Raw genomic sequence first — 22,753 nt, forward strand, 5'->3', positions numbered from 1 at the left:
ACAAGGTGTTTGCGGGCGTGTACCTTTGCCGGGCTTTAAATCTGGAATGAATCTTTTTATGGCTGCACCACAGAAAACCCGCGATCGCATCATCCAGGAAAGCCTGGCGCTGTTTAATGCCCAGGGTGAGCGCAACGTCACCACCAATCACATTGCCGCGCATCTGGGGATTTCACCGGGCAATCTGTATTACCACTTCCGTAACAAACAGATGATCATCTCTGAGCTGTTCAGTCTGCTTGAGAAGCAGGTGGATGCATTTTTGCGTCGCCCGGAAGGGCGCGAGCTCACTGTAGACGACAAGACCTTCTATCTCGAGGCAGTACTGGCCGCGATGTGGCATTACCGCTTTTTTCACCGTGATCTTGAGCACTTGCTGGAAAGTGATGATGAGATGGCGGAGCGCTATCGGCTGTTTGCCAAGCGCTGTCTGCAGCAGGCGCAGGAGATTTATCAGGGCTTTGTTGATGCCGGGATTCTGCACATGACGGCCGAGCAGATCGAAGCGCTGACCCTGAACAGCTGGATCATCATGGCTTCGTGGATTCGCTTCCTCAGTACGTCCCGCGGCAGCCTTGGCGATTTGAATGAGGACATGCTGCGCCGCGGCGTTTATCAGATTCTGGCGCTGGAAAGTGGCTATGTGACTGAGCAGGCCCGTGATGCGGTAGAGGCCCTGAAAAAACGCCTCTATGTACCGTTGGATCAGGTGATCTGATCAGCGTGTCAGCCACTCGGGAATGCGTTTTTCCAAATAGTACTCAGGCTGTTTCAGCGAGCCGCCGATAAAACCAACGTGGCCGCCACGGGCATGGCGTTCAAACTCAATGCAGGGCGCGAGTTCATCTGCCTGAGGCAGGCTGTGGCGGAACACGAAGGGGTCATCCTCAGACTGAATCAGCAGCGTCGGGGTTTCGATTCTGCGCAGGAAAAAACGGCTGGAAGCGCGCCGGTAATAATCCGCTGCGTCAGCGTAGCCATGTAGCGGCGCGGTGAAGCGCCCGTCGAAATCCCAGAAGGTGCGCATGCCGGTGAGCGGACCGAGTTGTTGCAATGCAAGCAGATGATCGTTTTGACCGATGCGGGCGAAGAGCTGTTGTTTGTCCCGCACGTAGGCGGTCAGCTCCTTCATAAAATGTGCCTGATAGATTTTTGAAAAGCCCTGATCGATCCGTTGCGCACACTCGTCCAGTCTGAACGGCACGCTGACTGCCACCGCGCCTTGCAAGCCTGAGTCAGCACCTTGTTCGCCCAGATACTTGAGTAGCACATTGCCGCCCAGCGAGTAGCCCACCGCATACAGCGGCGCCAGCGGGCGTTTGGCTTGCAGGTGACGAATCACATGCAGCACATCTTCACTCACGCCGGAGTGATAGCCACGTGGCAGCAAATTTGGCTCCCCTGAACATCCCCGCCAGTTCAGCGCAACGCTAGCCCAGTTGCGCTGCGCCAGCTGCTGTTGCAGGCCGAGAATGTAATGGGAACTGGATGAGCCGGTGAGGCCGTGCAGCAGCAACACCAGCGGCGCTTCAGCATCGTGCGGGCCGTGCCAGTCCATATCGAGAAAATCGCCATCCTCCAGCCACAGTCGTTCGCGCTGGCGCTGCAATTGCGGCGGCGTTCGGCAAAAAGAAGCCCAGAGCGTCTGCAAATGTGGGTTGGACAGGTAGCGGGCGGGTTGAAAGGCTGGCATCAGCAAGCGGCTCGTTTGAGGACATGCTCGGCTCAGTCACAGCCAAAGACATCCCGGGTATAGACTTTGTTGGCTACATCATCCAGCGCAGCGCTGTGACGGTTGCACAGAATGAGATCAGACTGCTCTTTAAACAGGCTCAGATCATTGACCACCCTGGCACCGGCAAATTCGCCGTAATTGAGGGTCGGTTCGAAAATGATCAACTCCACGCTCTCTGTACGCAAGTGCTGCATGATGTCCTGAATGCTGGATGCACGGAAGTTATCCGAGCCGGATTTCATGATCAGCCGGTAAATCCCGACTGTCCGGGGTTTGCGCTTGAGGATTTGTTCCGCCACGAAGTTTTTGCGTGTGGCATTGGAGTCGACGATGGCGCGGATCAGGTCGTGAGGCACGCTGTCATAGTTGGCCAGCAACTGGCGGGTATCTTTCGGCAGGCAGTAACCGCCGTAGCCAAATGAAGGGTTGTTGTAGTGGCTACCGATGCGCGGGTCAAAACACACACCTTCGATGATCTGCCGGGTATTCAGACCGTGGCTGATGGCGTAGGAATCCAGCTCATTGAAATAGGCTACGCGCATGGCCAGATAGGCGTTTGCAAACAGCTTGATGGCTTCGGCTTCAGTTGAGTCGGTCAGCAGCACCGGCGTGTCGGGGGCGTTGCTGGCGGCAAGCAGCAGTTGGGCAATTTTCTTAGCTCGCTGCGAGCGTTCGCCGACCACAATCCGGGACGGATGCAGGGTGTCATAGAAGGCGCTGCCTTCACGCAGAAATTCCGGGGAGAAGATCAGCCGGTCGCAATCGAGCTCAGTACGCATGCGTTGGGTGTAGCCCACTGGCACGGTCGACTTGATCACCATCAGGGCCTGCGGATTAATGGCCATCACGTCATGAATGACCGCCTCGATTGAGCGCGTGTTGAAGGCATTGGTTTGTGGGTCGTAATCGGTGGGAGTGGCGATGAAGATGTAATCGGCGTCTCGATAGGCGCTCTGCTTGTCCAGCGTGGCGCGCAGATTCAGTGACTGATGGCTGAGGTAATCCTGCAGGTCAGGATCAGTGACTGGCGATTGCTGTTGGTTCAGGGCTTCAACTTTGGCAGGGTCGATATCCAGTGCCACCACCTCATGTTGCCGAGCCAGTAGTACGGCGTTGGCCAGACCCACGTAACCGATACCGACAATTGCAATCTTCATGCATGAGTCCTTGCGTTAGGTGGAGCGTTTAAGTGTCCTTACTGCCGCTTTGCGTGCGCCAAAAAAGCGAAAGCGCCGCTGCTTGGCAATCTCCAACTCAAGATCCACCTGTTTGCCGGTGCAATCCGTCAGCCCTTTGGCCTGCACCTGAATGGAAAAGGTTGCAGGCAGATCGCGGAAGTCCCTGAAATAGTCGCTGATAGTTCCCAGCATGGTACGACGGGTTTCGAAGGGAATATCGCGGATGCTCGTTTCAAGAAGATGACGCTTGGTTTTCACATAGCAGCTGTTGATCAGACCCTGGATTCTGACGTCTTTGATGCTGTGGTATGTCGTGCGCTCATCATCTGCATGGTTGATAGGGTTGACGAAGCTATTGGGGTATTCGGCGGCTCGTACGCCCGCCTCGATGGGGAGGCGCGTGTACAGATCAATGTCTTCACCACCCCATCCGCGAAAGGCCTCGTCATATCCGTTACAGGCCTCGAATGCCTGCCGGGTGCAGAGAAAAGTACCGGCAATTTCCGGCAGGTACTTGCCGTTATGTTTGGAGGGCAGGTAAAAGTGCTGGCTGTCAGCGTGCGCGGCCATCCACCCGAGCCAGCCCTTATCCACCAGAATGTCGGCATCAATAAAGCACAGCCAAGGCGATGTGGACTGGGCCGCGCCGAGATTGCGGGCGCGGGGCAGGCAGAAGCCAGGGTCGTCAGTCACCCGCACTACCTTGACCTGTGGATAATTAGCCTCAACCCAGTCAGCGGTTGCGTCGGGGCAGTTGTAATCCACAACAATTATTTCCGCCGGATTGAGTCTGACTAATGCCGGCAGTGTTTGTTTTAAATGGTGCAGGCGGCCTTTGCAGGTGGTTACGAAGGCTATGGGGAACATAATCAATCTCGGACATTAATAATGAGAGTTCTGGTCACCGGCGGCGCAGGTTTTATAGGTTCACATTTATGTCGTCGCCTACTTGAAGACGGACATGATGTGATATCGGTAGACAACTATTACACCGGTACGCGCCAAAATATTCAGGACTTGCTGACGAACTCGCGTTTTGAAGCAATACGCCATGATGTGACCTTTCCCTTATATGTTGAAGTGGATCGCATCTACAACTTTGCTTGCCCAGCGTCGCCCATTCATTACCAGCGTGATCCGGTACAGACCATTAAAACCAGCGTCATGGGCGCAATCAATCTGCTTGGCCTGGCCAAACGCACCGGTGCCCGAATCCTGCAGGCCTCAACCTCTGAGGTGTATGGCGATCCTGAATGCCACCCGCAAACGGAAGATTACTGGGGACGAGTCAATCCAATTGGAATCCGCAGTTGTTATGACGAGGGGAAGCGCAGCGCTGAAACCTTGTTCTTCGACTATCACCGGCAACACAACCTCGCCATTAAAGTGATCCGGATTTTTAATACGTACGGTCCGGGTATGCAGTTGAATGACGGGCGGGTGATCAGCAACTTTATTGTTCAGGCATTGCGTGGTGAAGAGATCACCATTTATGGCGACGGATCGCAAACGCGTTCGTTCTGTTTTGTATCCGATCTGATCAATGGAATCAGTGCGATGATGGACAGTCCGGAAGATTTTACCGGGCCGGTCAATCTCGGGAGTCCGAACGAATCCAGCATCGCTGAAATAGCTGAGACGATTGTGGAGTTGTGTGGGTCGTCATCCCGGGTAACTTATAAGCCATTACCTCAGGACGATCCGCGTCAGCGTCAGCCTGACATCAGCCTCGCCAAGGAGCGTTTGGGCTGGCAGCCAACGGTGAGCCTGCAGGATGGCCTGCGAGAGACCATCCAGTATTTCCGCAGGGTGCTAGAGCAGGGCTGAAGGGCTCAGCCGCGCTCCCACAGCGAGTAGTAGACCTGCCCGGCATGCTTCTCCCGGTGCAGACGCCAGTTGCCGGGCAGGCCGAGTGTGGAGGGTGGGGTTTCGCTTTCGCAATAAATCCACGCGTTCTCGGCTAGCCAGGCTCGTTCCTCCAGCAGACTGCATGCCGGAGTCAGCAGGTTCTGATGGAAGGGCGGATCAAGAAACACCAAATCAAACGGTGTTGCCGGCTGGTTTTGCAGATAGCTCAGCGCATCGGTTTGCAGCACCTGTCCGGCCGAGCAGTTCAGGGTTTGCAGGTGGCCGCGCAGCGAGGCCACTGACTGTGGATTCATATCCAACGCAAGAGCCGAACTGGCACCGCGGGAAAGCGCCTCAAGGTATAGCGCGCCGCTGCCGGTAAAGCAGTCCAGCACGCGGGCTCCCTCGATGTACGGAGCTAGCCAGTTGAACAGGGTCTCCCGTACCCGGTCCGGCGTAGGGCGCAAGCCCGGGCCTTCCGGGAAGCTGAAACGGCGCGAACGCCACTCCCCGGCTATGATTCTCAGTTGGCCGGAGCCGCCATGGGGCTGGGCGGCGCGTTGGGGTCTTGCAAGCTTGCTCATCAATGCTCCGGTATGGCTGAAGGCTGGGGAACTGGGCGGTCTGTAGGCGCTGGCAGCTCCTTCTGCTCAACAGTCGGGCCGGCGGTGACAATCACCAGCGCGTCTGGGTTCAGGTGTTTGGCCATGGCAGTTTTAACTTGCTCAATGTTCAGGGCCTGTACGTCGCGTACAAAGTCTTCCAGATACGTCAGCGGCAGGTTGTAGAAGCCCATCGAGCCCAGTTGGCCGACAATGGCTGAGTTGCTGGCGGTAGACAGCGGGAAGCTGCCGGCCAGCTCACGCTTGGCCTTATCCAGTTCTTCCTGCGTCGGGCCGTTTTTGATGAAGTCGGCCAGCAAGTCTTTGACCAGCTGCAGCGATCCGTCGGTCAGCTCGGCGCGGGTCTGCATGCCGATGGTGAACGGCCCACGAGCCTGCATGGTGCTGAAGCCAGAATAGATGCCATAGGTCAGACCGCGTTTTTCACGCACCTCGGTCATCAGGCGAGTGCCGAAGCCGCCGCCTCCGAATACCTGATTGCCCAGATAGAGCGCAGCATAGTCCGGATCCAGGCGATCGATGCCCATCTGCGCAATGGTGATATGCGTCTGGTTGGACGGGAACTCGATATGCACGGTGCCCGGCTCCGGTTCTTTCGGTTGGGCGATTGCCGGAAGGGCAGGGCCTTTAGGCAGCGCCGCAGACACACGTTCGGCCAACGCTTCAGCATCGCTGCGGGACAGATCGCCTACCAGTGCAATCACTGCGTTCTCTGCAGTGTAGGCCTTCTGGTGGAAGGCCTGCAGCTGGGCGCGGGTAATGCCGGGAATGGATTGCTCAGAGCCTTCGCTCGGGTGGCCGTAAGGGTGCGAACCGTACAGGCGTTCATACAACGCCAGGCTGGCGAGTTTTCCGGGGTTCTGCTTCTGGTACTCAAAGCCAGCCATCAGCTGGTTTTTGATGCGTGCCAGGGAGTCTTCAGGGAAGGTTGGCTGGCCAATCACTTCCGTGAACAGTTGCAGGGCCGGCTCACGCTGCTCCTGAGCGCTCAGGCTGCGCAGGCTGGCGATAGCCATGTCGCGGAACGAACCGTTGCCGAAATCGGCACCGAGGTCCTCAAAACCTGCCGCAATAGCGCTGACGTCCTTGCCGGGCACGCCTTCGTTAAGCATGGCGTTGGTCAGCATGGCCAGGCCCGGAGTGCCTTCGTCGCGGCTGCTGCCGGCGGCGAAAGTTACCTGCAGGTCGAACATCGGCAGCTCGCGAGCTTCCACGAACAGCACTTTGCTGCCTTCGCTGGTTTTCCAGCTCTGGATATTAAGATCGCGGCGGCTGGGAGCTTTGTCACCAAGGGCTGCCAGTGATTCGATTTTCGTCGATTCGGCAACCGGTTCCGGTTGTGGCTTATCGCCGTCCAGGCGGTTGTTAAAGGTGGCCAGCAAGGCCAGCACAATCAAAAGCGCCAGGCCAATCAGGGCGTAGCGCAGGCCAGTACGCTTAGTCATTGCGCTTCTCCTCGGGCAGAACATAGGCGACGCTCAGGCGGTCGCGGGTGAAGAAGGTTTTAGCCGCTTGTTGGATATCTTCCGGCGTTACGGCCTCCAGATCGGCCAGCTCCTGATCCATCAGTTTCCAAGACAAGCCGACACTTTCCAGCTGGCCGATGGTGCTGGCCTGGCTGGTGATGGAATCGCGCTCGTAGACCAGGCCGGCAATGACCTGGGCGCGTACGCGGGCCAGCTCTTCAGCGGTCGGTGGGGTGTCTTGCAGGTTCTTCAGTTCGCGCCACAAGCCTGCTTCAACGTCGGCCAGGGTTTTACCGGTTTGTACGTTAGGGGTTGCGCTCAACGTGAACAGGGTGTCACCTCGGGTGAAACCGTTGTACCAGGCAGATGCACCTGCAACCAGCTCTTCACCCCGCTCCAGTCGGCTGGCCAGACGAGCACTGTAACCGCCGTCCAACAATGCAGCGACAAGGCGCAGGGCGTGTACCTGGCGCGATTGTTCAGCGGTGCTCACGCTCGGCGTATTGAAGGCCATGATCAGGCTGGGAAGCTGAGTCTTCAAATGCAGGGTGATGCGGCGCTCGCCGGGTGCGGCTAGTTCAAGCGGTGCTTTGGCGGTTGGGATGGCTCGCTTGGGGATCGGGCCGAAGTAGCGTTGGGCGAGCTCTTTTACTTCGTCTACGGTCACGTCACCGACAATCACCAGTGTGGCATTGTTGGGCGCGTACCAGCTTTCGTACCAATGGCGCAGGTCTTCCACCGTCATGCGGTTGAGGTCCGCCATCCAACCGATGGTGGGGATGCGGTAGCCGCTGGCCGGATAGGCGATGGTCTGGAAGCGCTCATAAGCCAGAGAGTTTGGCTTGTCGTCAGTGCGCAGACGGCGCTCTTCCTTAATGACCTCGATTTCCTTGGCGAACTCGTCAGCCGGAATCTTCAGGCCGGCCAGACGGTCTGCCTCCAGCTCAAGCGCAACCGGCAGGCGATCTCGTGCCAGCACCTGATAATAGGCGGTGTAGTCGTCGCTGGTGAACGCGTTTTCCTGAGCCCCGAGTTCGCGCAAAATCAGCGACGCCTCACCTGGCCCGACTTTCTGGCTGCCTTTGAACATCATGTGCTCAAGGGCGTGGGAAAGACCGGTCTGACCGGGCGACTCATAGCTGGAGCCGACCTTGTACCAGAGCTGGCTGACCACTACCGGGGCGCGGTGGTCTTCACGGACAATCACCTTTAAACCGTTATCCAGACTGAATTCGTGAGTGGGTTGCGGGGCGGCAGCAAAAGCCGAAAGCGGCAGGCAGAGAATACTCAGCAGTAGCGCAGTGGTACGTTTTGAAATCATTGGCATGACTTTAAGACCTGTCGGACGGACCCGCGTGTACTTAGCGTCAGCGGGTGCGGAGATGCTAGGATACGCATCCGTTTTACTGGCGGCCACGCCTGCTATGGTTTCTGAGGGTTTCAATAAGGCTCTGTCGAGCTGGAACTTCGCGAATCCGACCCATTAACCTTGTGCAGCGCGGCGCAAATTTGAGATAGCCATCCTCCATGTTTGGTTCCAACGACGATAAAAAGACCCAGAACCCGTCAAATGTGGGTTCTCCGGAAAAGCCGGCCGAGAAAAAAGGCCTGTTCAGCTGGTTTCGCAAAAAGCCCGAAGCGGCTCCGGTTGCGCCTTCAGAGCCGGAAGTGCAACCAGTAGAAACAGTTCAACCCGCTGCCACTGAAAGTGCGCCTGCTCCGGTTGCAACGCCTGTTGAAACGCCGGTTGCAGCGGAGCCCGCTCCTGTCGCACCGGTTCAGAGCCCTGCTCCGGTCGTTGTCAGTGCTGAGTTGTCTGCTGCCGAAACCAGTCTAGCCGCCGAACCGGCTACCGCTGTGTCCCCCGCAGCCGCACCTGTTGTGGCTGAAGTGCAGCCGCAAGCACCGGCGGTTGAAGTCGCCACGGTGGTTGAAGCTTCTGCTCCCGAGCCCGAGCCCGAAGCTGTCCCGGCTGCCGTTGCTGAACCTGTGCCGGCAGAGCCGGTAAAAAAGGAAGAAAAGCGTCTGGGCTTCTTCGAACGCCTCAAACAAGGCCTGTCGAAGACCAGCAGCAGCATCGGCGAAGGCATGGCCAGCCTGTTCCTGGGCAAGAAAGCCATTGACGATGACCTGCTCGAAGAGATCGAAACCCGCTTGCTGACTGCCGATGTGGGCGTGGAAGCCACCACTGAAATTGTGCAGAACCTCACAAAGCGTGTCGCCCGCAAAGAGTTGGCCGACAGCGGTGCCTTGTACAAAGCACTTCAGGAAGAACTCGCTTCCCTGCTGCGCCCGGTTGAGCAGCCGCTGCAAATCGACAGCAGCAAGCAGCCTTATGTGATTCTTGTCGTCGGTGTGAACGGCGCGGGCAAGACCACCACCATCGGCAAGCTGGCGAAGAAGCTCCAGCAGGAAGGCAAGAAAGTTATGCTGGCTGCAGGTGATACCTTCCGTGCTGCTGCCGTGGAGCAGTTGCAGGTGTGGGGTGAGCGCAACCAGATTGCGGTTATTGCCCAGCACACCGGTGCCGACTCGGCCTCGGTGATTTTCGATGCGGTAAATGCGGCCAAATCCCGTGGTGTGGATGTTCTGATCGCCGACACGGCGGGGCGTCTGCACACCAAAGATAATCTGATGGAAGAGCTGAAGAAGGTTCGCCGGGTAATCGGCAAGCTGGATGAGACAGCTCCCCATGAAGTGCTGCTGGTGCTGGATGCCGGCACCGGGCAGAACGCAGTCAATCAGGCCAAACAGTTCAACCAGACGGTGAACCTCACTGGCCTGGCGCTGACCAAGCTGGACGGCACCGCCAAAGGCGGCGTTATCTTCGCGCTGGCCAAGCAGTTCGCCTTGCCAATCCGTTATATCGGTGTTGGCGAGGGCATCGACGATCTGCGTACCTTTGAGGCAGATGCATTTGTACAGGCGCTGTTTGCGGAGAAATAGCGATGATCAGGTTCGAGCAGGTCGGTAAACGCTACCCAAATGGACACATCGGGCTGCACGAGCTGAGTTTTCGCGTGCGCCGCGGTGAGTTCCTGTTTGTGACAGGCCACTCAGGCGCAGGCAAAAGTACCTTGCTGCGCCTGCTACTGGCGATGGAGCGGCCAAGTAGCGGCAAGCTGCTGCTGGCTGGTCAGGATCTGTCGCACATCACCAACGCACAGATTCCTTTTCTTCGCCGGCAGATTGGCGTGGTGTTTCAGAACCACCAGCTGCTGTTCGACCGCAGTGTGTTCGACAACGTAGCCCTACCGTTGCAGATCCTCGGTCTGAACAAAGATGAAATCGGCAAGCGCGTCGGCAATGCCCTTGAGCGGGTTTCTCTGGCTGACAAAGCCGCACAGTTCCCTGGCGATTTATCCACAGGTCAGCAACAGCGCGTTGGTATCGCCCGTGCTGTGGTGCATCAGCCTGCATTGTTATTGGCGGACGAACCGACCGGTAACCTCGATCCGCGCTTGGCGGCAGAAATCATGGGCGTTTTTGAAGATATCAATCGTCTCGGCACAACTGTGCTGATCGCCAGTCACGACCTCGCCTTGATCGCCCGCATGCGCCACCGCATGCTGACCTTGCAACGTGGCCGTCTAATTGGAGACGGGGAGGCTGGAGAATGAGTGCAACCCGTATGCCGCCACCGCAGCCTTCGCAACGCGTAGGTGGGGCTCCGAAAAAGGCGGATGAGCCGGTCACCACTCTGGACGATGGCCTGCCATTCCGTGATCAGCTGGCCGCCTGGGTCGAAAGCCACCGCGCCAGCGTGGTCGACAGCCTGCGCCGTCTGGCCAAACAGCCGATCGGCAGTTTTTTCACTTGCTTGGTGATGGCCGTTGCCCTGAGCTTGCCGATGGGCTTGTCGCTGCTGCTGGATAACATCGAGCGCCTTGGCGTCTCGTGGGAGCGCGCGGCACAGATTTCCCTGTATACCAAGATCGATACCACTGACGCTCAAGGCGAGTCCCTGCGCGAAGAGATCGCCGCGCTGGATGACGTGGCTGAAGCCGAATGGATCAGCCGAGATCAGGCTCTGGCCGAGTTCCAGCAGCAGACCGGGCTGGGGGAGGCGCTTAAAGAGCTGCCGGATAACCCGCTTCCGGGTGTCATCGTGGTTACGCCGAAAGAGGTTGATCGTGAAGCGCTGGAGGCGCTGCGTGCGCGCCTGGCCGAAATGCCCCGTGTGCAACAGGCGCAGCTGGACCTTCTGTGGGTTGAGCGGTTAGGCGCAATGCTGAAGTTGGGTGACAGATTCGTCTTTGGTCTGGCGCTGCTGCTGATCTCGGCGTTGCTACTGGTGATTGGTAACACCATTCGTCTGCACATTGAGAACCGCCGCACCGAGATTGAAGTCATTAAGCTGGTCGGCGGCACCGATAGCTATGTGCGCCGTCCCTTCCTATATATGGGTGCTCTGTATGGAATGGGGGCTGGGGTTTTCTCGTGGATGCTGCTGGCTTACGGACTGAATTGGCTCAATGATGCGGTCGTGCGCTTAGCCGGGCTCTACGGCAGTAACTTCGCCCTGGACGGTGTGCCGCTGTCTGATGGTGCTTCACTTCTGATAGGAGCGATCCTGTTGGGCTATATCGGCGCATGGCTGGCCGTGGCAAGGCACTTGAGAGAGTTGGCCCCTCGGTAGTAAGTTATTGTTCTGAGTGATGTTGACTATGTGTAAGGGAACTTGTAATGCCACACAAAGTCTCATTGCACGGTGCTAGACTGCATCGAAATCTGTAGTACTGGAGGATTCAAATGTCCACTTCTTTGCAACCTGTTCATGCTCTGGTTCCGGGTGCCAACCTGGAGGCATACGTGCATGCGGTAAACGGCATCCCGCTGTTGACCCCTGAGCAGGAGCGTGAACTGGCTGATCGTCTCTTCTACAAACAGGATCTGGAAGCCGCGCGCCAAATGGTGCTGGCTCACCTGCGTTTTGTTGTGCATATCGCCCGCAGCTACTCCGGTTATGGTCTGGCCCAGTCTGACCTGATCCAGGAAGGCAACGTCGGCCTGATGAAGGCGGTCAAACGCTTTAACCCCGAAATGGGTGTGCGCCTGGTTTCGTTCGCGGTGCACTGGATTCGTGCCGAGATTCACGAGTTTATCCTGCGTAACTGGCGGATCGTTAAAGTGGCGACCACCAAGGCTCAGCGCAAACTGTTCTTCAACCTGCGCAGCCAGAAGAAGCGTCTGGCTTGGCTGAACAATGATGAAGTTAACGCGGTAGCGGAAAGCCTCGGTGTTGAACCTCACGAAGTCCGTGAGATGGAAAGCCGCCTGAGCGGTCATGACATGGCCTTCGACCCGGCTGCTGACGCCGACGACGAAAGCGCCGTTCAGTCCCCCGCTTATTATCTGGAAGACCAGCGTTACGATCCGGCACGCCAGCTGGAGGATTCGGACTGGAGCGATAGCTCTACTGCCAACCTTCATGAGGCGCTGGAAGGTCTTGATGAGCGCAGTCGCGATATTCTTTATCAGCGCTGGCTGGCGGAAGAAAAGGCAACGCTGCATGATCTGGCGGCCAAGTACAACGTGTCAGCCGAACGCATCCGGCAGTTGGAAAAGAACGCCATGAACAAGCTCAAGGGCGCAATTGCCGCCTGAGCAAAGGTTTCATAAAAAAACCGCACCCAGGTGCGGTTTTTTTATGCCTGTGATTTGCCGCTTTTACCGGCTGATATTGCTTGTAGCTATTGGTAGTCTGCTTTGCAGGCTGGAATGAAAACTACAACAAGAACTGCCGGAGACTCCTATGTCCACGACCGTAGTACGCCTTTACCTTGTGGCGGTGATGCTTGGCATCGCTTATATCCTGTTGATTCCCATGCAACCCTATCCGCTTAGCTGGCTGCTGAAGATGGCACCGATGCTGATCTTCGCCGGGATTATGTGGCAGACCTTCCCCGGAGCGGCCGGGCGTTGGCTGGCGCTGGGCTACGTTGCAGCTTCTGCCGGTGATTTTTTTCTGGACTACGGCAACCGCGACGGGCTGTTCCGCCAAGCGCTGATTTCATTCCTGGTCAATCAGGTGGCTTTTGTCGTTGCCTTCCTGCTGCTGTCACGTGGTCGCAGTTGGCGCTGGCTGTGGAGTGTGCCGGTGATCGCCTATAGCCTGCTGCTAGCGGTGTGGATGGTGCCGGCGGCAAAGGGACTGGAGATTCCGGTGGGCATCTATTTAGCCTGCCTGTTGGGAATGGCACTTTGCGCAGCCAGAGTCGAAACCAAACCCGGGGCACTGTGGCTGGGAGCTATGTTGTTTGTCGTGGCCGATTCGTTGATCGGCCTGAACAAGTTCGTCTATCACTTCGAACATGCAGTGTTGGTGATCGTGACCTGCTACTTCACCGGCCAGTCGCTGATTGCCTGGGGACTTCTGCGTCTCAGGGCCTCGGCAGCCACTGCGGCCACCACTGCGGGGGCTCAGTCGACATCTGGTTAAGGTAGTGACTCCCGCCTAGTTGCCGTACCTGCTGACGAATCCAGTTGGCGCGGCGCTGGATATAAGCGTCGGGTTTGCCAGCGCTCCAGCGGATTGGATTGGGCAGTACGGCGGCAAGTTGGCTGGCTTGCTGGTTGTTCAGATAAGCCGCGCCGATGCCGAAGTGGTGTTTGGCCGCAGCTTCAGCACCGAAGATGCCTTCACCCCATTCAACGCTGTTGAGATACACCTCGAGGATGCGCTCTTTGGGCCAGAGCAGCTCGATCAGGCCGGTAAACCAGACTTCAAGCCCTTTGCGCAGCCAACTGCGGCCTGACCAGAGGAACAGATTCTTAGCAACTTGCTGGCTGAGGGTACTGGCACCGCGGATGGAGCCGCCTTGCTGGTTATGTGCCAGGGCGGCTTTGATGGCCGCTACGTCAAAGCCCCAATGGCTGGCGAATTTCTGATCTTCACCGGCGATAACTGACATCTTCAAGTGATCGGGCAGGGTTTCCCAAGGCTTCCACGTGCGCTGCAGGTCAATGGGCTCACCGCTGCTCCATGATTCGATTTTGCGCTCGATCATCACGCCGGTGACAGGTGGCGGCACCCAGCGCAATAGCAGTACAAGAAGCGCTGAGCCCAGGGCGAGCCAGAGCAAGAGCTTGAGGAAACGTCGGGCAAATTTGAGAATCATTCGTATTACTTGGTTAATCCAGGATTGTTCGTCATTATAACCAGCCTCTGTCGGACCATCGTTGTTGCAGCATGGGAGCCGGCGCTATGTTTGCTTACTGGAGGTTGGAATGGCGCGTCTTTGGTTGTTGCTGGCGGCTGTCGCAGGTTGTTCCGGGGTAGGGCTAGGGGCGTACGGTGCGCATGGTCTTAAACGTGTGCTGACGCCGGAGTATTTGGCGATCTTTCAAACCGCTACGCAGTATCAGCTGATTCACGCGCTTGCCCTGTTTGGTGTCAGCCTGCTGGCCACTCAGCGCGGCGGGCGCTTGGTGAGTGCGGCTGGCGGGCTGTTCACGGTAGGGATTGTGCTGTTCTGCGGTAGCCTGTACGTGTTGACCCTGACGGGCACGCGTTCTATGGGCATGGTAGCCCCGATTGGCGGGCTGTCATTTATGTTGGGCTGGCTGATGTTAGGCCTGGCGGCGCTGAAGAAATCCTGAGCCTGCTCTGAATCAAGACCTATAAGGGGCGACACTGCTGGCCTTGGTCATCCTTGGCGATCAGGCTAGAATGCCGTCCCTTTCTTAAGTTACGACCGATCTGTCATGCAAATTCAGTTAAATGGCGAAGCCTATGAGCTGCCAGACGGCGAGACAGTTGCGTCTTTATTGGTGCGTCTGGAGCTGACCGGCCGCCGCGTTGCGGTAGAGCTCAATCTGGATATCGTGCCGCGTAGTGAGCACGCCACCACCGTTTTACGTGAAGGCGATCAAGTGGAGGTCGTACACGCGATCGGTGGAGGTTGAGGCCGCCCCCTTGCGTTGTCACTGTCCATTTTTAGCCTGGAGGAATTTCCGATGAGCCAGCTCCCTGCCGACAAGCCTTTTACCCTAGCGGGCCGCACCTACCAATCCCGCCTGCTGGTTGGTACCGGCAAGTACAAAGATCTTGAAGAAACCCGTTTGGCCATTGAGGCGTCTGGTGCCGAGATCGTCACTGTTGCGGTGCGCCGTACCAATATCGGCCAGAACCCTGGCGAGCCGAACCTGCTGGATGTGATTAGCCCGGATCGCTACACCATCCTGCCGAACACTGCTGGGTGCTACGACGCCGTTGAGGCTGTGCGCACCTGCCGTTTGGCCCGTGAGCTGCTGGACGGCCACAAGTTGGTGAAGTTGGAAGTGCTGGCGGATCAGAAGACCCTGTTCCCCAATGTGATCGAAACCCTCAAGGCCGCTGAAGTGCTGATCAAAGACGGCTTCGATGTGATGGTGTACACCAGCGATGACCCGATCATCGCTCGTGAACTGGCTGCCATGGGTTGTATCGCAGTCATGCCACTGGCTGGTCTTATCGGTACCGGCCTGGGCATCTGCAACCCGTATAACCTGCGCATCATCTTGGAAGAGGCGACCGTGCCGGTTCTGGTCGATGCCGGTGTAGGTACAGCTTCCGATGCCACCATTGCTATGGAGCTGGGCTGCGAGGCTGTGCTAATGAACAGCGCCATTGCTCATGCGCAAAACCCGGTGATGATGGGGGAAGCCATGAAGCATGCGATCATTGCTGGTCGTCTGGCCTATCTGGCTGGCCGTATGCCGAAGAAACTCTATGCCAGCGCCTCCTCGCCGCTGGATGGCCTGATCAAGTAACGAGCACTCAATGACTGATTCACAGCAGCAGCCAGAACAGGCTGAAGACACTTCCAAGCACCGCACGATCAAAAGCTTCGTGATGCGCGCCGGTCGTATGACAGAAGGTCAGCAGCGCGGCCTTGATCAGGGCTGGCCGAAGTTTGGCCTAAAGCTTGAAGACGGGCTGCAAGACTTCGATGCCGTTTTTGGCCGCAGTGCGCCGCGTACTTTCGAAATCGGCTTTGGCATGGGGCATTCGACGCTGGAAATGGCGGCTGCCGCGCCGGAGCAGGATTTTATCGGTGTTGAAGTTCACCGACCGGGCGTTGGTGCGCTGCTCAACGGTCTGATGACGCAGAACCTGACCAATACCCGCATCTACAGCTGTGATGCGCTGGAAGTTCTGCGCAACTGTGTGGCTGATGCCAGCCTGGATCGGGTATTGCTGTTCTTCCCGGATCCTTGGCACAAGTCCCGTCACCACAAACGCCGCATTGTTCAGCCGTCTTTTGCCGAGCTGGTGCGGCAGAAGCTTAAGGTGGGTGGTGTGCTGCATATGGCCACTGACTGGGAACCCTATGCCGAGTACATGCTGGAAGTGATGAATGTAGCTCCGGGTTACCAGAATTTGGCTGAAGACGGACAGTACGTACCGCGCCCTGCGGAGCGTCCGGTGACCAAGTTTGAGCGTCGTGGCGAGCGTCTTGGCCATGGCGTCTGGGACTTGAAGTTCAAGCGTATTGATTGATCGAGGCTGACCCCACGGATGGGGCGGCGTTTCAAAACAGGGATGCATTAGATCGGACTCATCCGACGCTGCGTTACCAACGCCTCACCCTAACAATAACTAAGCCCGGTCCTTGATGACGGGCACAGAGACTGCGATCTGGGCTATTCAGGTCGCAAGGAGTGCGTTGTGTTTAAGAAACTGTCTTTCCTGTTACTTGCGATGTTGTCGATGCCAGCAGGCGCGGCGGTGTCTGCGGATCAGGCTGCGCGGCTGGATCGGGACTTGACGCCGTTGGGCGGTGAGCGTGCCGGCAATGCTGCAGGCACGATTCCGGACTGGCAGGGTGGGCTGGGCGAGCCGCCAGCCAATTACCAGAGCGGGATGCATCATCCGGACCCTTATAGCGCGGATATGCAGCTGTACCGGGTTGATCGGGGCAATCTGGAGCTGTATCGCGAGCAATTACCGACGGGTGTGCAGCGCTTGCTGGAAGACAATCCCGACTTCTACCTGCGCGTTTTTCCGACCCGTCGCAGCGCGGCGGCTCCACAGCGAATCTATGACGCCACCCGCTTCAATGCGCTGAGCGGCGAGCTTATTTCCGGTGGTAATGGCGTAGCCGGTGTGGCCTCTGGCATCCCGTTTCCGCTGCCCGCCAATGGCCTTGAAGCCATCTGGAACCACATCCTGCGTTACAGGGGCGAGCAGATCAGCTTCGTCACCAACCAGGCTGCGGTTATGAGTAATGGCGGCTACAACCTGCTCAAGCTGGAGCGGCAGATTTACTTCGTGTACGGCCGCGAAGGTATGACGCCGAAGGACCTTAATAACACCCTGTTTCTCTACAAGTACCGAGTCGCGGCACCGGCTAAGGTGGCGGGTTCTGCGTTGGTAGTTGAAGAGACCCTGGATCAAATCCTGTCGATCCGCAAAGCCTGGCGTTACAACCGTGGCGAGCGCCGGGTGCGTCGTCTGCCGATGTTGGCTTACGAGTCTCTGCAACCAGACACCAACGGTATGGCGACGGCGGATGTCGTCGACTCCTACAACGGTGCGCCGGACCGCTATGAATGGACGCTGGTGGGCAAGCAGGAAATGCTGGTGCCGTACAACAGCTATGCCGTGCATCAAAAGGGCATTCCCTACGAGCAGATTTTGCAGGCCCGTAACGTCAATCCTGAGCTGCTGCGTTACGAGCTGCATCGTGTTTGGGTGGTCGAGGCAAAGCTGCGTAAAGGTTTCACACACCTCTACGGCAAGCGTCGATTCTATCTGGATGAAGACAGCTGGCAGATTCTCGCAGTCGATCTGTACGACAAGAACGGAGAGCTGACAGGTCTGCAAGAGAGCCACCCGATCAGCTACTACGATGTGCCGATGTTCGGCAGCACCCTTGAGACGCTCTATGACCTCAAGGGTAAGCGCTATTTTGTCGACGGTCTGGATAACAACGAGCCGATGTACAACTTCAACGTCAAGCTCGGTCCGCGTGACTTCACGCCTCAGGCACTGCGCCGCGAAGGTAATTGATTCAGCGGCGGGCCGTGATGCTATGCATGCGGTCTCCTGGCTGATGACCGGACTCGATGGTTGATGCAGGGCAAGGTGTTGGTAGCTTGAAGGAGCTAAAGTACCAATACCTTGCCTACACCATTGGAATGTCAGCCATGAGCATGATGAAAGCCGCTGTTTTTGTTGAGCCCGGACGTATTGAGCTGGTGGATAAGCCCATCCCACCGGTAGGGCCTAACGATGCACTGGTGCGAATCACCACAACCACCATTTGCGGCACCGATGTGCACATCCTCAAAGGCGAATATCCGGTGGCCAAAGGGCTGACCGTCGGACACGAGCCGGTGGGCATCATTGAAAAGCTCGGCAGCAACGTGAAGGGGTATCAGGAAGGGCAGCGGGTGATCGCCGGAGCGATCTGTCCAAGCTTCACCTCCTACGCCTGCCAAGACGGCGTCTCATCACAAGACGGCGGTTGCAGCTGCCATGGCTATAAGCCGATGGGCGGCTGGCGCTTCGGCAATAGCATCGACGGCACCCAGGCGGAATACGTGCTGGTGCCGGATGCCCAGGCTAACTTGGCACTGGTGCCAGACGGTCTGACTGATGAGCAGGTGCTGATGTGCCCTGACATCATGTCCACTGGCTTCTCCGGCGCGGAAGCCGCCAATATCAAGATTGGTGATGTGGTGGCGGTGTTCGCCCAAGGGCCGATTGGCTTGTGCGCCACGGCCGGAGCCAAGCTGCGCGGTGCGAGCACCATCATCGTGGTGGATGGTGTTGATCAGCGTTTGGAGATTGCCCGCACTATGGGCGCGGACATTACCCTCAACTTCAACAAAGTGGATGTGGTCGAAGAGATCCTGCGCCTCACTGGCGGTCGCGGTGTGGATGCGTCGATTGAGGCGCTGGGTCTGCAATCCACCTTCGAGAGTGCGCTGCGGGTGCTAAAACCAGGCGGCACGTTATCCAGCCTTGGTGTGTATTCGACGGATCTGGTGATCCCGCTGAGCGCCTTCCATGCCGGTTTGGGCGACCACAAAATCGTCACCTCACTGTGTCCGGGCGGTAAAGAGCGTATGCGTCGCCTGATGAGTGTGGTGGCGTCCGGGCGCATGGACTTCTCCGCGCTGGTCACCCACCAGTTTGCGCTGGACGATATCGTCGAAGCCTACGACATGTTTGCTAACCAGCGCGATGGCGTGTTGAAAGTGGCGATCAAACCGTTTCACTAACTAGGGCAATGCCCGCTGACGGGGTAATCGGCTGTGTTCTTTCGATAGGAGCACGAGTTGAGGGGCATTGGTGGATAAGCTGCTGCGCAGCCTTATTGCACCCTACGGAGCTGCAGCTTGCACAGTAAAGCAGTCTGCGCTTCTTACGCTTAACGTGTGGGCGCCACCATTGCCCCTTCAGGAGGGTGACCAGAATTACCGTGGAAGAGGTTGAGCGGCATGGATGCCGCGAGAGGTGCGATGGACCAAGGATGGCCCTTCGCAGCGTGCCTCTGGAACGGTGATTCTGGGCACGAACCCGCAGCGAAGCGCAGGGCCGGATGCAGGGGCGAGATTTTTTGGTTTCTTTTGTATCAACTGACAAAAGAAACTCGCCCGAGAAGGGCGAAACCGTTCTAAAGATCTGACGTGGAGGGGCAAGTAACCGCATCTTGGCTTGAAAGATGCTGGCTTAGTCGTAGCCAGGATTAGCCAGTCTGCCGGCGTAATCCCGGTTTGCACGGGCGGGGCTCAGCTCCGATCCGCCAGAATCCCCACAATAAAAAACACCAGAATCAGCACCGGTGCCAACGTGTAGTTATTGAAGTGTCCCAACGCCTGCGCCAGATACGGCGTAGCAAACACGATCAGCATGCCGTACCCCACGGCACACAGCAGTACAAAAATCAGCGTGCGGAACACAAAGTTCATGCTCGCAGTATTGCGCTGTACCCAGGCATTGATGCTTGGGGCGATCAGCACCAACAGGGTGGCGATAATGGCCAGGGAAATGTCATGCAGGTGGCTACGGCTCCAGCGCGACAGGGTGGCGATAAGGTCGAGTAGCAGATCCATCCGGGTTCCTTATTCTTCTGGTTAAGGGCTCAGGGTAGAAAGTATTGAAGCAGGTCGTTGAGAAACAGTTGCCCTTCGCGGGTAGCTTGCAAGCGGGCTGTGTCCTTGTGCAGCAAGCCGCGCTGTTCGGCGTCACGACGGCCCTGATCCAGCAGTTCCAGGGGCAGACCGGTGCGCTGGCTGAATAGTTCACTGGCCACGCCGTCACTCAGGCGCAGGGCGTTCATCAAAAACTCAAAAGGCAGCTCGTCTGTAGTCAGCTCACGTTCGCCGGCAGTGAATGACTTGCTCAGGTCGAGGTAGTCCTTCGGCAGCCGGGTTTTCCAGTTACGGATGATGCGCCCATCTGCACAGCTGAGTTTGCCGTGGGCGCCAGCGCCGATGCCGAGGAAATCACCAAAGGTCCAGTAATTCAGGTTGTGCCGTGCGGCCTTATCGGACTGGGCGTAGGCAGAGACTTCGTACTGACGGTAGCCTTCGGCCGCCAGCAGCGCCTGCCCAGCCTCCTGAATGTCCCAGAGAATGTCGTCTTCCGGCACTTCTGGTGGCTGGTTCCAAAATACTGTATTGGGTTCGACAGTCAGTTGATACCAAGACAGATGCGTCGGCGCTTGTGCGATGGCGGTGCGCAGGTCGCTGAGGGCATCTTCAATGGACTGATCCGGCAGGCCGTGCATCAGGTCCAGGTTGAAGTTATCGAAGCCTGCCGCGCGGGCCATATCGGCGGCACGCACGGCTTCATTGCCGTCATGAATACGGCCCAGCGCTTTGAGTTTTTCTGCCTGAAAACTTTGCACGCCAATGGACAGGCGATTGATGCCCAGCGTGCGGTAATCACGGAACTTGGCCTGTTCGAAAGTGCCTGGATTAGCTTCCAGGGTGATCTCGATGTCATCGGCAAAGCTCAGGCGCTTTTGTACGCCCTGTAACAGACGGTCCAGGGCGCTGGCAGAGAACAGGCTGGGTGTCCCGCCGCCAAAGAAAATTGACCGTAGCGGGCGTTGTTGGGCCAGATGCAGGTCGGTATCCAGATCGCTCAACAGCGCGTCGACGTATTCCTGTTCAGGCAGGTTTGGCCCGGCTGCGTGGGAGTTGAAGTCGCAGTACGGGCACTTCTTCACGCACCAGGGAATGTGGATATACAGCGCGAGCGGCGGCAGCTCGAACAGTGAGCTGCTGCGTGTACTCATGCCAGCCCCAGACGTTGCTTGAGCAGGGCCATGGCGCGGGCGCGGTGGCTGATCTGGTTCTTCTCGGCAGCGGGCAGTTCAGCACTGGAGCAGTTGCGCTCAGGCACCCAGAACAGCGGGTCGTAACCGAAGCCATGCTCGCCTTGCGCTGCATGCAGGATGCGGCCGTGCCAGAGGCCTTCACAGATGATCGGCAGCGGATCGTCGGCGTGGCGGACCAGCGCAAGGCAGCATACGAATTGCGCGCCACGCTCGGCATCCGGCACGTCTTTGAGCACGTCCAGCAGCTTGGCGTTGTTGGCGGCATCGCCTTTGCCATCGGCATAGCGGGCGGAGTAGATGCCGGGTGCGCCGCCGAGGAAGTCGACAGCAAGTCCTGAGTCATCGGCCAGCGCTGGCAGGCCGGACAGGCGTGAGGCATTACGCGCCTTGAGAATGGCGTTTTCGATAAAGGACAGGCCGGTTTCTTCCGGTTCTTCCAGGGAGAATTCCGCCACCGAGCGCACGCGCACGCTGTCACCGAGCATGGCTTGCAGCTCTTTGAGTTTGCCGGCGTTGTGGCTGGCCAGCACCAGTTCGTTAAAGGGCATCATGGCTCGGGGAACACTTCCTGATTGAATTCCAGGCGGTGCGTTTCGCTGCCGCCTGCGCTGAAGTTAACGGTAAAACGCAGCATTTCCTGTTGGGTGATGGTGAACTGGGCCAAGTAGTAGATGGCATCGCCTTCAGTCACCTGACGGAATGTCAGCACCTGCTCGCGGCCAACCAAGTCCTTGGCAATCCCAGAGACATTGGCTGTGCTGGGTTTGCCTGCTTTGAGCACGGCAATATTGAGCACACCTTGGTTCTTGCTGCGCACCAGATTCTTGGCAGCAGCCACGTCCGGCTGCAGAAAGCTGGAGTTGAACGCGCTGTAGTGCACATCGAGATCATCGAAGCTCTTTTTGCGTTCGGCCAGCACCGGCAGGCTCAGGCACAGGGCCATTAGCATTACGGCAAAGCGTTTCATGAGCATCCTCCTAGCGGGCTGAATGCGCCCGACTGATCAGTTGGCAATCTGTACATCACGGGCAGTTGTACCGCTGATACGGTAAATGCCGATTTCCCCGAGCAGGTTTGGCCACAAGCGACTGGCCCAGCCGTGTTTGTGGTCACGGTCTACGGCCAGGCGGTCGAGGATTTTCGCGTCCTGGTCGTGGCACAGGTTTTCGAAATCCTCGAACGTACAGAAGTGGATGTTCGGGGTGTTGAACCAGGTATACGGCAGGAAGTCCGAAACCGGCATGCGACCTTTTGTCGTCAGGTACCAGCGGCAGCGCCAGTGACCGAAGTTGGGGAAGGTGATGATGCAGGTTTTGCCCACCCGCAGCATTTCTGCCAGGACTTTGTCCGGGTAATGCAGGGCTTGTAGGGACTGGGTCATGACCACCACGTCAAAGGTGTCGCTGGCAAAGTTGCCAAGGCCTTTGTCGAGGTCTTGTTCGATGACGTTGACGCCCTTGGCTACACATTGGGCAATTTTGTCCGGGTCGATTTCCAGCCCGTAACCGCTGACTTGCTTGTGTTCACTGAGCCAGGCCAGCAGCTCGCCGTTACCGCAGCCTAGGTCAAGGACGCGGCTGCCGGCGGGTATCCATTCTTGAATGATTTCCAGATCCGCACGCAT

25 protein-coding genes are annotated in these 22,753 nt (G+C 57.7%); 13 read left to right on the top strand and 12 right to left on the bottom strand.

Going from position 1 to position 22,753, the window contains the following annotated elements; all coding sequences use genetic code 11:
• Positions 1-58 precede the first annotated feature (58 nt).
• Entirely contained in the window at positions 59-718 is a 660-nt protein-coding gene (locus AO726_RS09400; protein ID WP_058067801.1) for a TetR/AcrR family transcriptional regulator, read from the top strand.
• Here the strand turns inward: AO726_RS09400 and AO726_RS09405 are convergent, their stop codons facing one another.
• Genes AO726_RS09405 through AO726_RS09415 form a run of 3 tightly spaced genes read right to left on the bottom strand, consistent with a single transcriptional unit; the run spans position 719 to position 3,780 of the window.
• On the bottom strand, positions 719-1,693 hold the full coding sequence (locus AO726_RS09405) for a hydrolase (RefSeq protein ID WP_058067802.1): 975 nt from the start codon (positions 1,691-1,693) through the stop codon (positions 719-721). It abuts the gene before it with no gap.
• Positions 1,694-1,725: 32 nt separating this feature from the next.
• Positions 1,726-2,892: a nucleotide sugar dehydrogenase gene (locus AO726_RS09410; protein ID WP_058067803.1), complete on the bottom strand. Its 1,167-nt coding sequence runs from the start codon at positions 2,890-2,892 to the stop codon at positions 1,726-1,728.
• 15 nt (positions 2,893-2,907) lie between these two features.
• Complete coding sequence (locus tag AO726_RS09415; RefSeq protein WP_152987263.1) at positions 2,908-3,780, bottom strand: glycosyltransferase family 2 protein; 873 nt, start codon at positions 3,778-3,780, stop codon at positions 2,908-2,910.
• Between the two features lie 21 nt (positions 3,781-3,801).
• On the opposite strand from AO726_RS09415, the gene AO726_RS09420 reads away from it, so the two are divergent.
• Complete coding sequence (locus AO726_RS09420) at positions 3,802-4,740, top strand: UDP-glucuronic acid decarboxylase family protein (protein ID WP_177330544.1); 939 nt, start codon at positions 3,802-3,804, stop codon at positions 4,738-4,740.
• Between the two features lie 5 nt (positions 4,741-4,745).
• On the opposite strand, the gene rsmD is transcribed toward AO726_RS09420, so the two are convergent.
• From rsmD to AO726_RS09435, 3 genes are read right to left on the bottom strand one after another with little or no spacing between them, the layout of a single operon-like run.
• On the bottom strand, positions 4,746-5,345 hold the full coding sequence (rsmD, locus tag AO726_RS09425) for a 16S rRNA (guanine(966)-N(2))-methyltransferase RsmD (RefSeq protein ID WP_058067805.1): 600 nt from the start codon (positions 5,343-5,345) through the stop codon (positions 4,746-4,748).
• The gene (locus AO726_RS09430; protein ID WP_058067806.1) at positions 5,345-6,829 is read right to left on the bottom strand and encodes a M16 family metallopeptidase; all 1,485 of its coding nucleotides are present in this window, start codon (positions 6,827-6,829) and stop codon (positions 5,345-5,347) included. Before AO726_RS09430 ends, rsmD begins: the two co-directional genes overlap by 1 nt.
• The gene (locus AO726_RS09435) at positions 6,822-8,171 is read right to left on the bottom strand and encodes a M16 family metallopeptidase (protein WP_446737420.1); all 1,350 of its coding nucleotides are present in this window, start codon (positions 8,169-8,171) and stop codon (positions 6,822-6,824) included. Before AO726_RS09435 ends, AO726_RS09430 begins: the two co-directional genes overlap by 8 nt.
• A 206-nt stretch (positions 8,172-8,377) precedes the next feature.
• Here AO726_RS09435 and ftsY point away from each other — a divergent pair, with 206 nt between their 5' ends.
• From ftsY to AO726_RS09460, 5 genes are all read left to right on the top strand, one after another.
• Positions 8,378-9,796, top strand: coding sequence for a signal recognition particle-docking protein FtsY (ftsY, locus tag AO726_RS09440; RefSeq protein ID WP_058067808.1), 1,419 nt, complete (start codon positions 8,378-8,380; stop codon positions 9,794-9,796).
• A gap of 2 nt (positions 9,797-9,798) precedes the next feature.
• Positions 9,799-10,470, top strand: coding sequence for a cell division ATP-binding protein FtsE (ftsE, locus tag AO726_RS09445; protein ID WP_058067809.1), 672 nt, complete (start codon positions 9,799-9,801; stop codon positions 10,468-10,470).
• Positions 10,467-11,489, top strand: coding sequence for a permease-like cell division protein FtsX (gene ftsX, locus AO726_RS09450; protein ID WP_058067810.1), 1,023 nt, complete (start codon positions 10,467-10,469; stop codon positions 11,487-11,489). The genes ftsE and ftsX overlap by 4 nt, the downstream gene beginning before the upstream one ends.
• Before the next feature lie 113 nt (positions 11,490-11,602).
• A complete protein-coding gene (rpoH, locus tag AO726_RS09455) occupies positions 11,603-12,457 on the top strand; it encodes an RNA polymerase sigma factor RpoH (RefSeq protein ID WP_058067811.1) in 855 nt (284 codons plus the stop codon).
• A 148-nt stretch (positions 12,458-12,605) separates the two neighbouring features.
• Positions 12,606-13,292, top strand: coding sequence for a lysoplasmalogenase (locus tag AO726_RS09460; protein WP_058067812.1), 687 nt, complete (start codon positions 12,606-12,608; stop codon positions 13,290-13,292).
• On the opposite strand, the gene mtgA is transcribed toward AO726_RS09460, so the two are convergent.
• A complete protein-coding gene (gene mtgA / locus AO726_RS09465) occupies positions 13,234-13,971 on the bottom strand; it encodes a monofunctional biosynthetic peptidoglycan transglycosylase (RefSeq protein ID WP_058067813.1) in 738 nt (245 codons plus the stop codon). The genes AO726_RS09460 and mtgA overlap by 59 nt on opposite strands.
• 109 nt (positions 13,972-14,080) lie before the next feature.
• Here mtgA and AO726_RS09470 point away from each other — a divergent pair, with 109 nt between their 5' ends.
• The 6 genes from AO726_RS09470 to AO726_RS09495 all read left to right on the top strand — a co-directional run bounded on the left by AO726_RS09470 (position 14,081) and on the right by AO726_RS09495 (position 19,063).
• Positions 14,081-14,452: a DUF423 domain-containing protein gene (locus AO726_RS09470; RefSeq protein ID WP_058067814.1), complete on the top strand. Its 372-nt coding sequence runs from the start codon at positions 14,081-14,083 to the stop codon at positions 14,450-14,452.
• A gap of 105 nt (positions 14,453-14,557) precedes the next feature.
• The gene (gene thiS / locus AO726_RS09475) at positions 14,558-14,758 is read left to right on the top strand and encodes a sulfur carrier protein ThiS (RefSeq protein WP_058067815.1); all 201 of its coding nucleotides are present in this window, start codon (positions 14,558-14,560) and stop codon (positions 14,756-14,758) included.
• A gap of 51 nt (positions 14,759-14,809) precedes the next feature.
• Positions 14,810-15,604 (top strand): thiazole synthase, encoded by a 795-nt coding sequence (locus tag AO726_RS09480; RefSeq protein WP_058067816.1) that lies wholly within the window; start codon positions 14,810-14,812, stop codon positions 15,602-15,604.
• A 10-nt stretch (positions 15,605-15,614) separates the two neighbouring features.
• Positions 15,615-16,334, top strand: a complete 720-nt coding sequence (gene trmB / locus AO726_RS09485; RefSeq protein WP_058067817.1) for a tRNA (guanosine(46)-N7)-methyltransferase TrmB — start codon at positions 15,615-15,617, stop codon at positions 16,332-16,334.
• A gap of 168 nt (positions 16,335-16,502) precedes the next feature.
• Positions 16,503-17,846 carry a DUF1329 domain-containing protein gene (locus AO726_RS09490; protein ID WP_058067818.1) on the top strand — a complete coding sequence of 448 codons (1,344 nt, stop codon included), beginning with the start codon at positions 16,503-16,505 and terminating at the stop codon, positions 17,844-17,846.
• A gap of 137 nt (positions 17,847-17,983) precedes the next feature.
• Positions 17,984-19,063 (top strand): NAD(P)-dependent alcohol dehydrogenase, encoded by a 1,080-nt coding sequence (locus AO726_RS09495; protein ID WP_058067998.1) that lies wholly within the window; start codon positions 17,984-17,986, stop codon positions 19,061-19,063.
• 510 nt (positions 19,064-19,573) lie between these two features.
• On the opposite strand, the gene AO726_RS09500 is transcribed toward AO726_RS09495, so the two are convergent.
• The 5 genes from AO726_RS09500 to metW are packed head-to-tail and all read right to left on the bottom strand — an operon-like array spanning position 19,574 to position 22,753.
• Entirely contained in the window at positions 19,574-19,897 is a 324-nt protein-coding gene (locus tag AO726_RS09500) for a DUF3392 domain-containing protein (RefSeq protein ID WP_058067819.1), read from the bottom strand.
• Between the two features lie 29 nt (positions 19,898-19,926).
• The gene (gene hemW / locus AO726_RS09505) at positions 19,927-21,087 is read right to left on the bottom strand and encodes a radical SAM family heme chaperone HemW (RefSeq protein ID WP_058067820.1); all 1,161 of its coding nucleotides are present in this window, start codon (positions 21,085-21,087) and stop codon (positions 19,927-19,929) included.
• Positions 21,084-21,680, bottom strand: coding sequence for an RdgB/HAM1 family non-canonical purine NTP pyrophosphatase (gene rdgB, locus AO726_RS09510; RefSeq protein ID WP_058067821.1), 597 nt, complete (start codon positions 21,678-21,680; stop codon positions 21,084-21,086). Before rdgB ends, hemW begins: the two co-directional genes overlap by 4 nt.
• The gene (locus AO726_RS09515; RefSeq protein ID WP_058067822.1) at positions 21,677-22,096 is read right to left on the bottom strand and encodes a DUF4426 domain-containing protein; all 420 of its coding nucleotides are present in this window, start codon (positions 22,094-22,096) and stop codon (positions 21,677-21,679) included. The genes rdgB and AO726_RS09515 overlap by 4 nt, the downstream gene beginning before the upstream one ends.
• Positions 22,097-22,132: 36 nt before the next feature.
• Positions 22,133-22,753, bottom strand: coding sequence for a methionine biosynthesis protein MetW (gene metW, locus AO726_RS09520; protein ID WP_058067823.1), 621 nt, complete (start codon positions 22,751-22,753; stop codon positions 22,133-22,135).

The organism is Pseudomonas sp. TTU2014-080ASC (assembly GCF_001446935.1).
Classification (GTDB): domain Bacteria; phylum Pseudomonadota; class Gammaproteobacteria; order Pseudomonadales; family Pseudomonadaceae; genus Aquipseudomonas.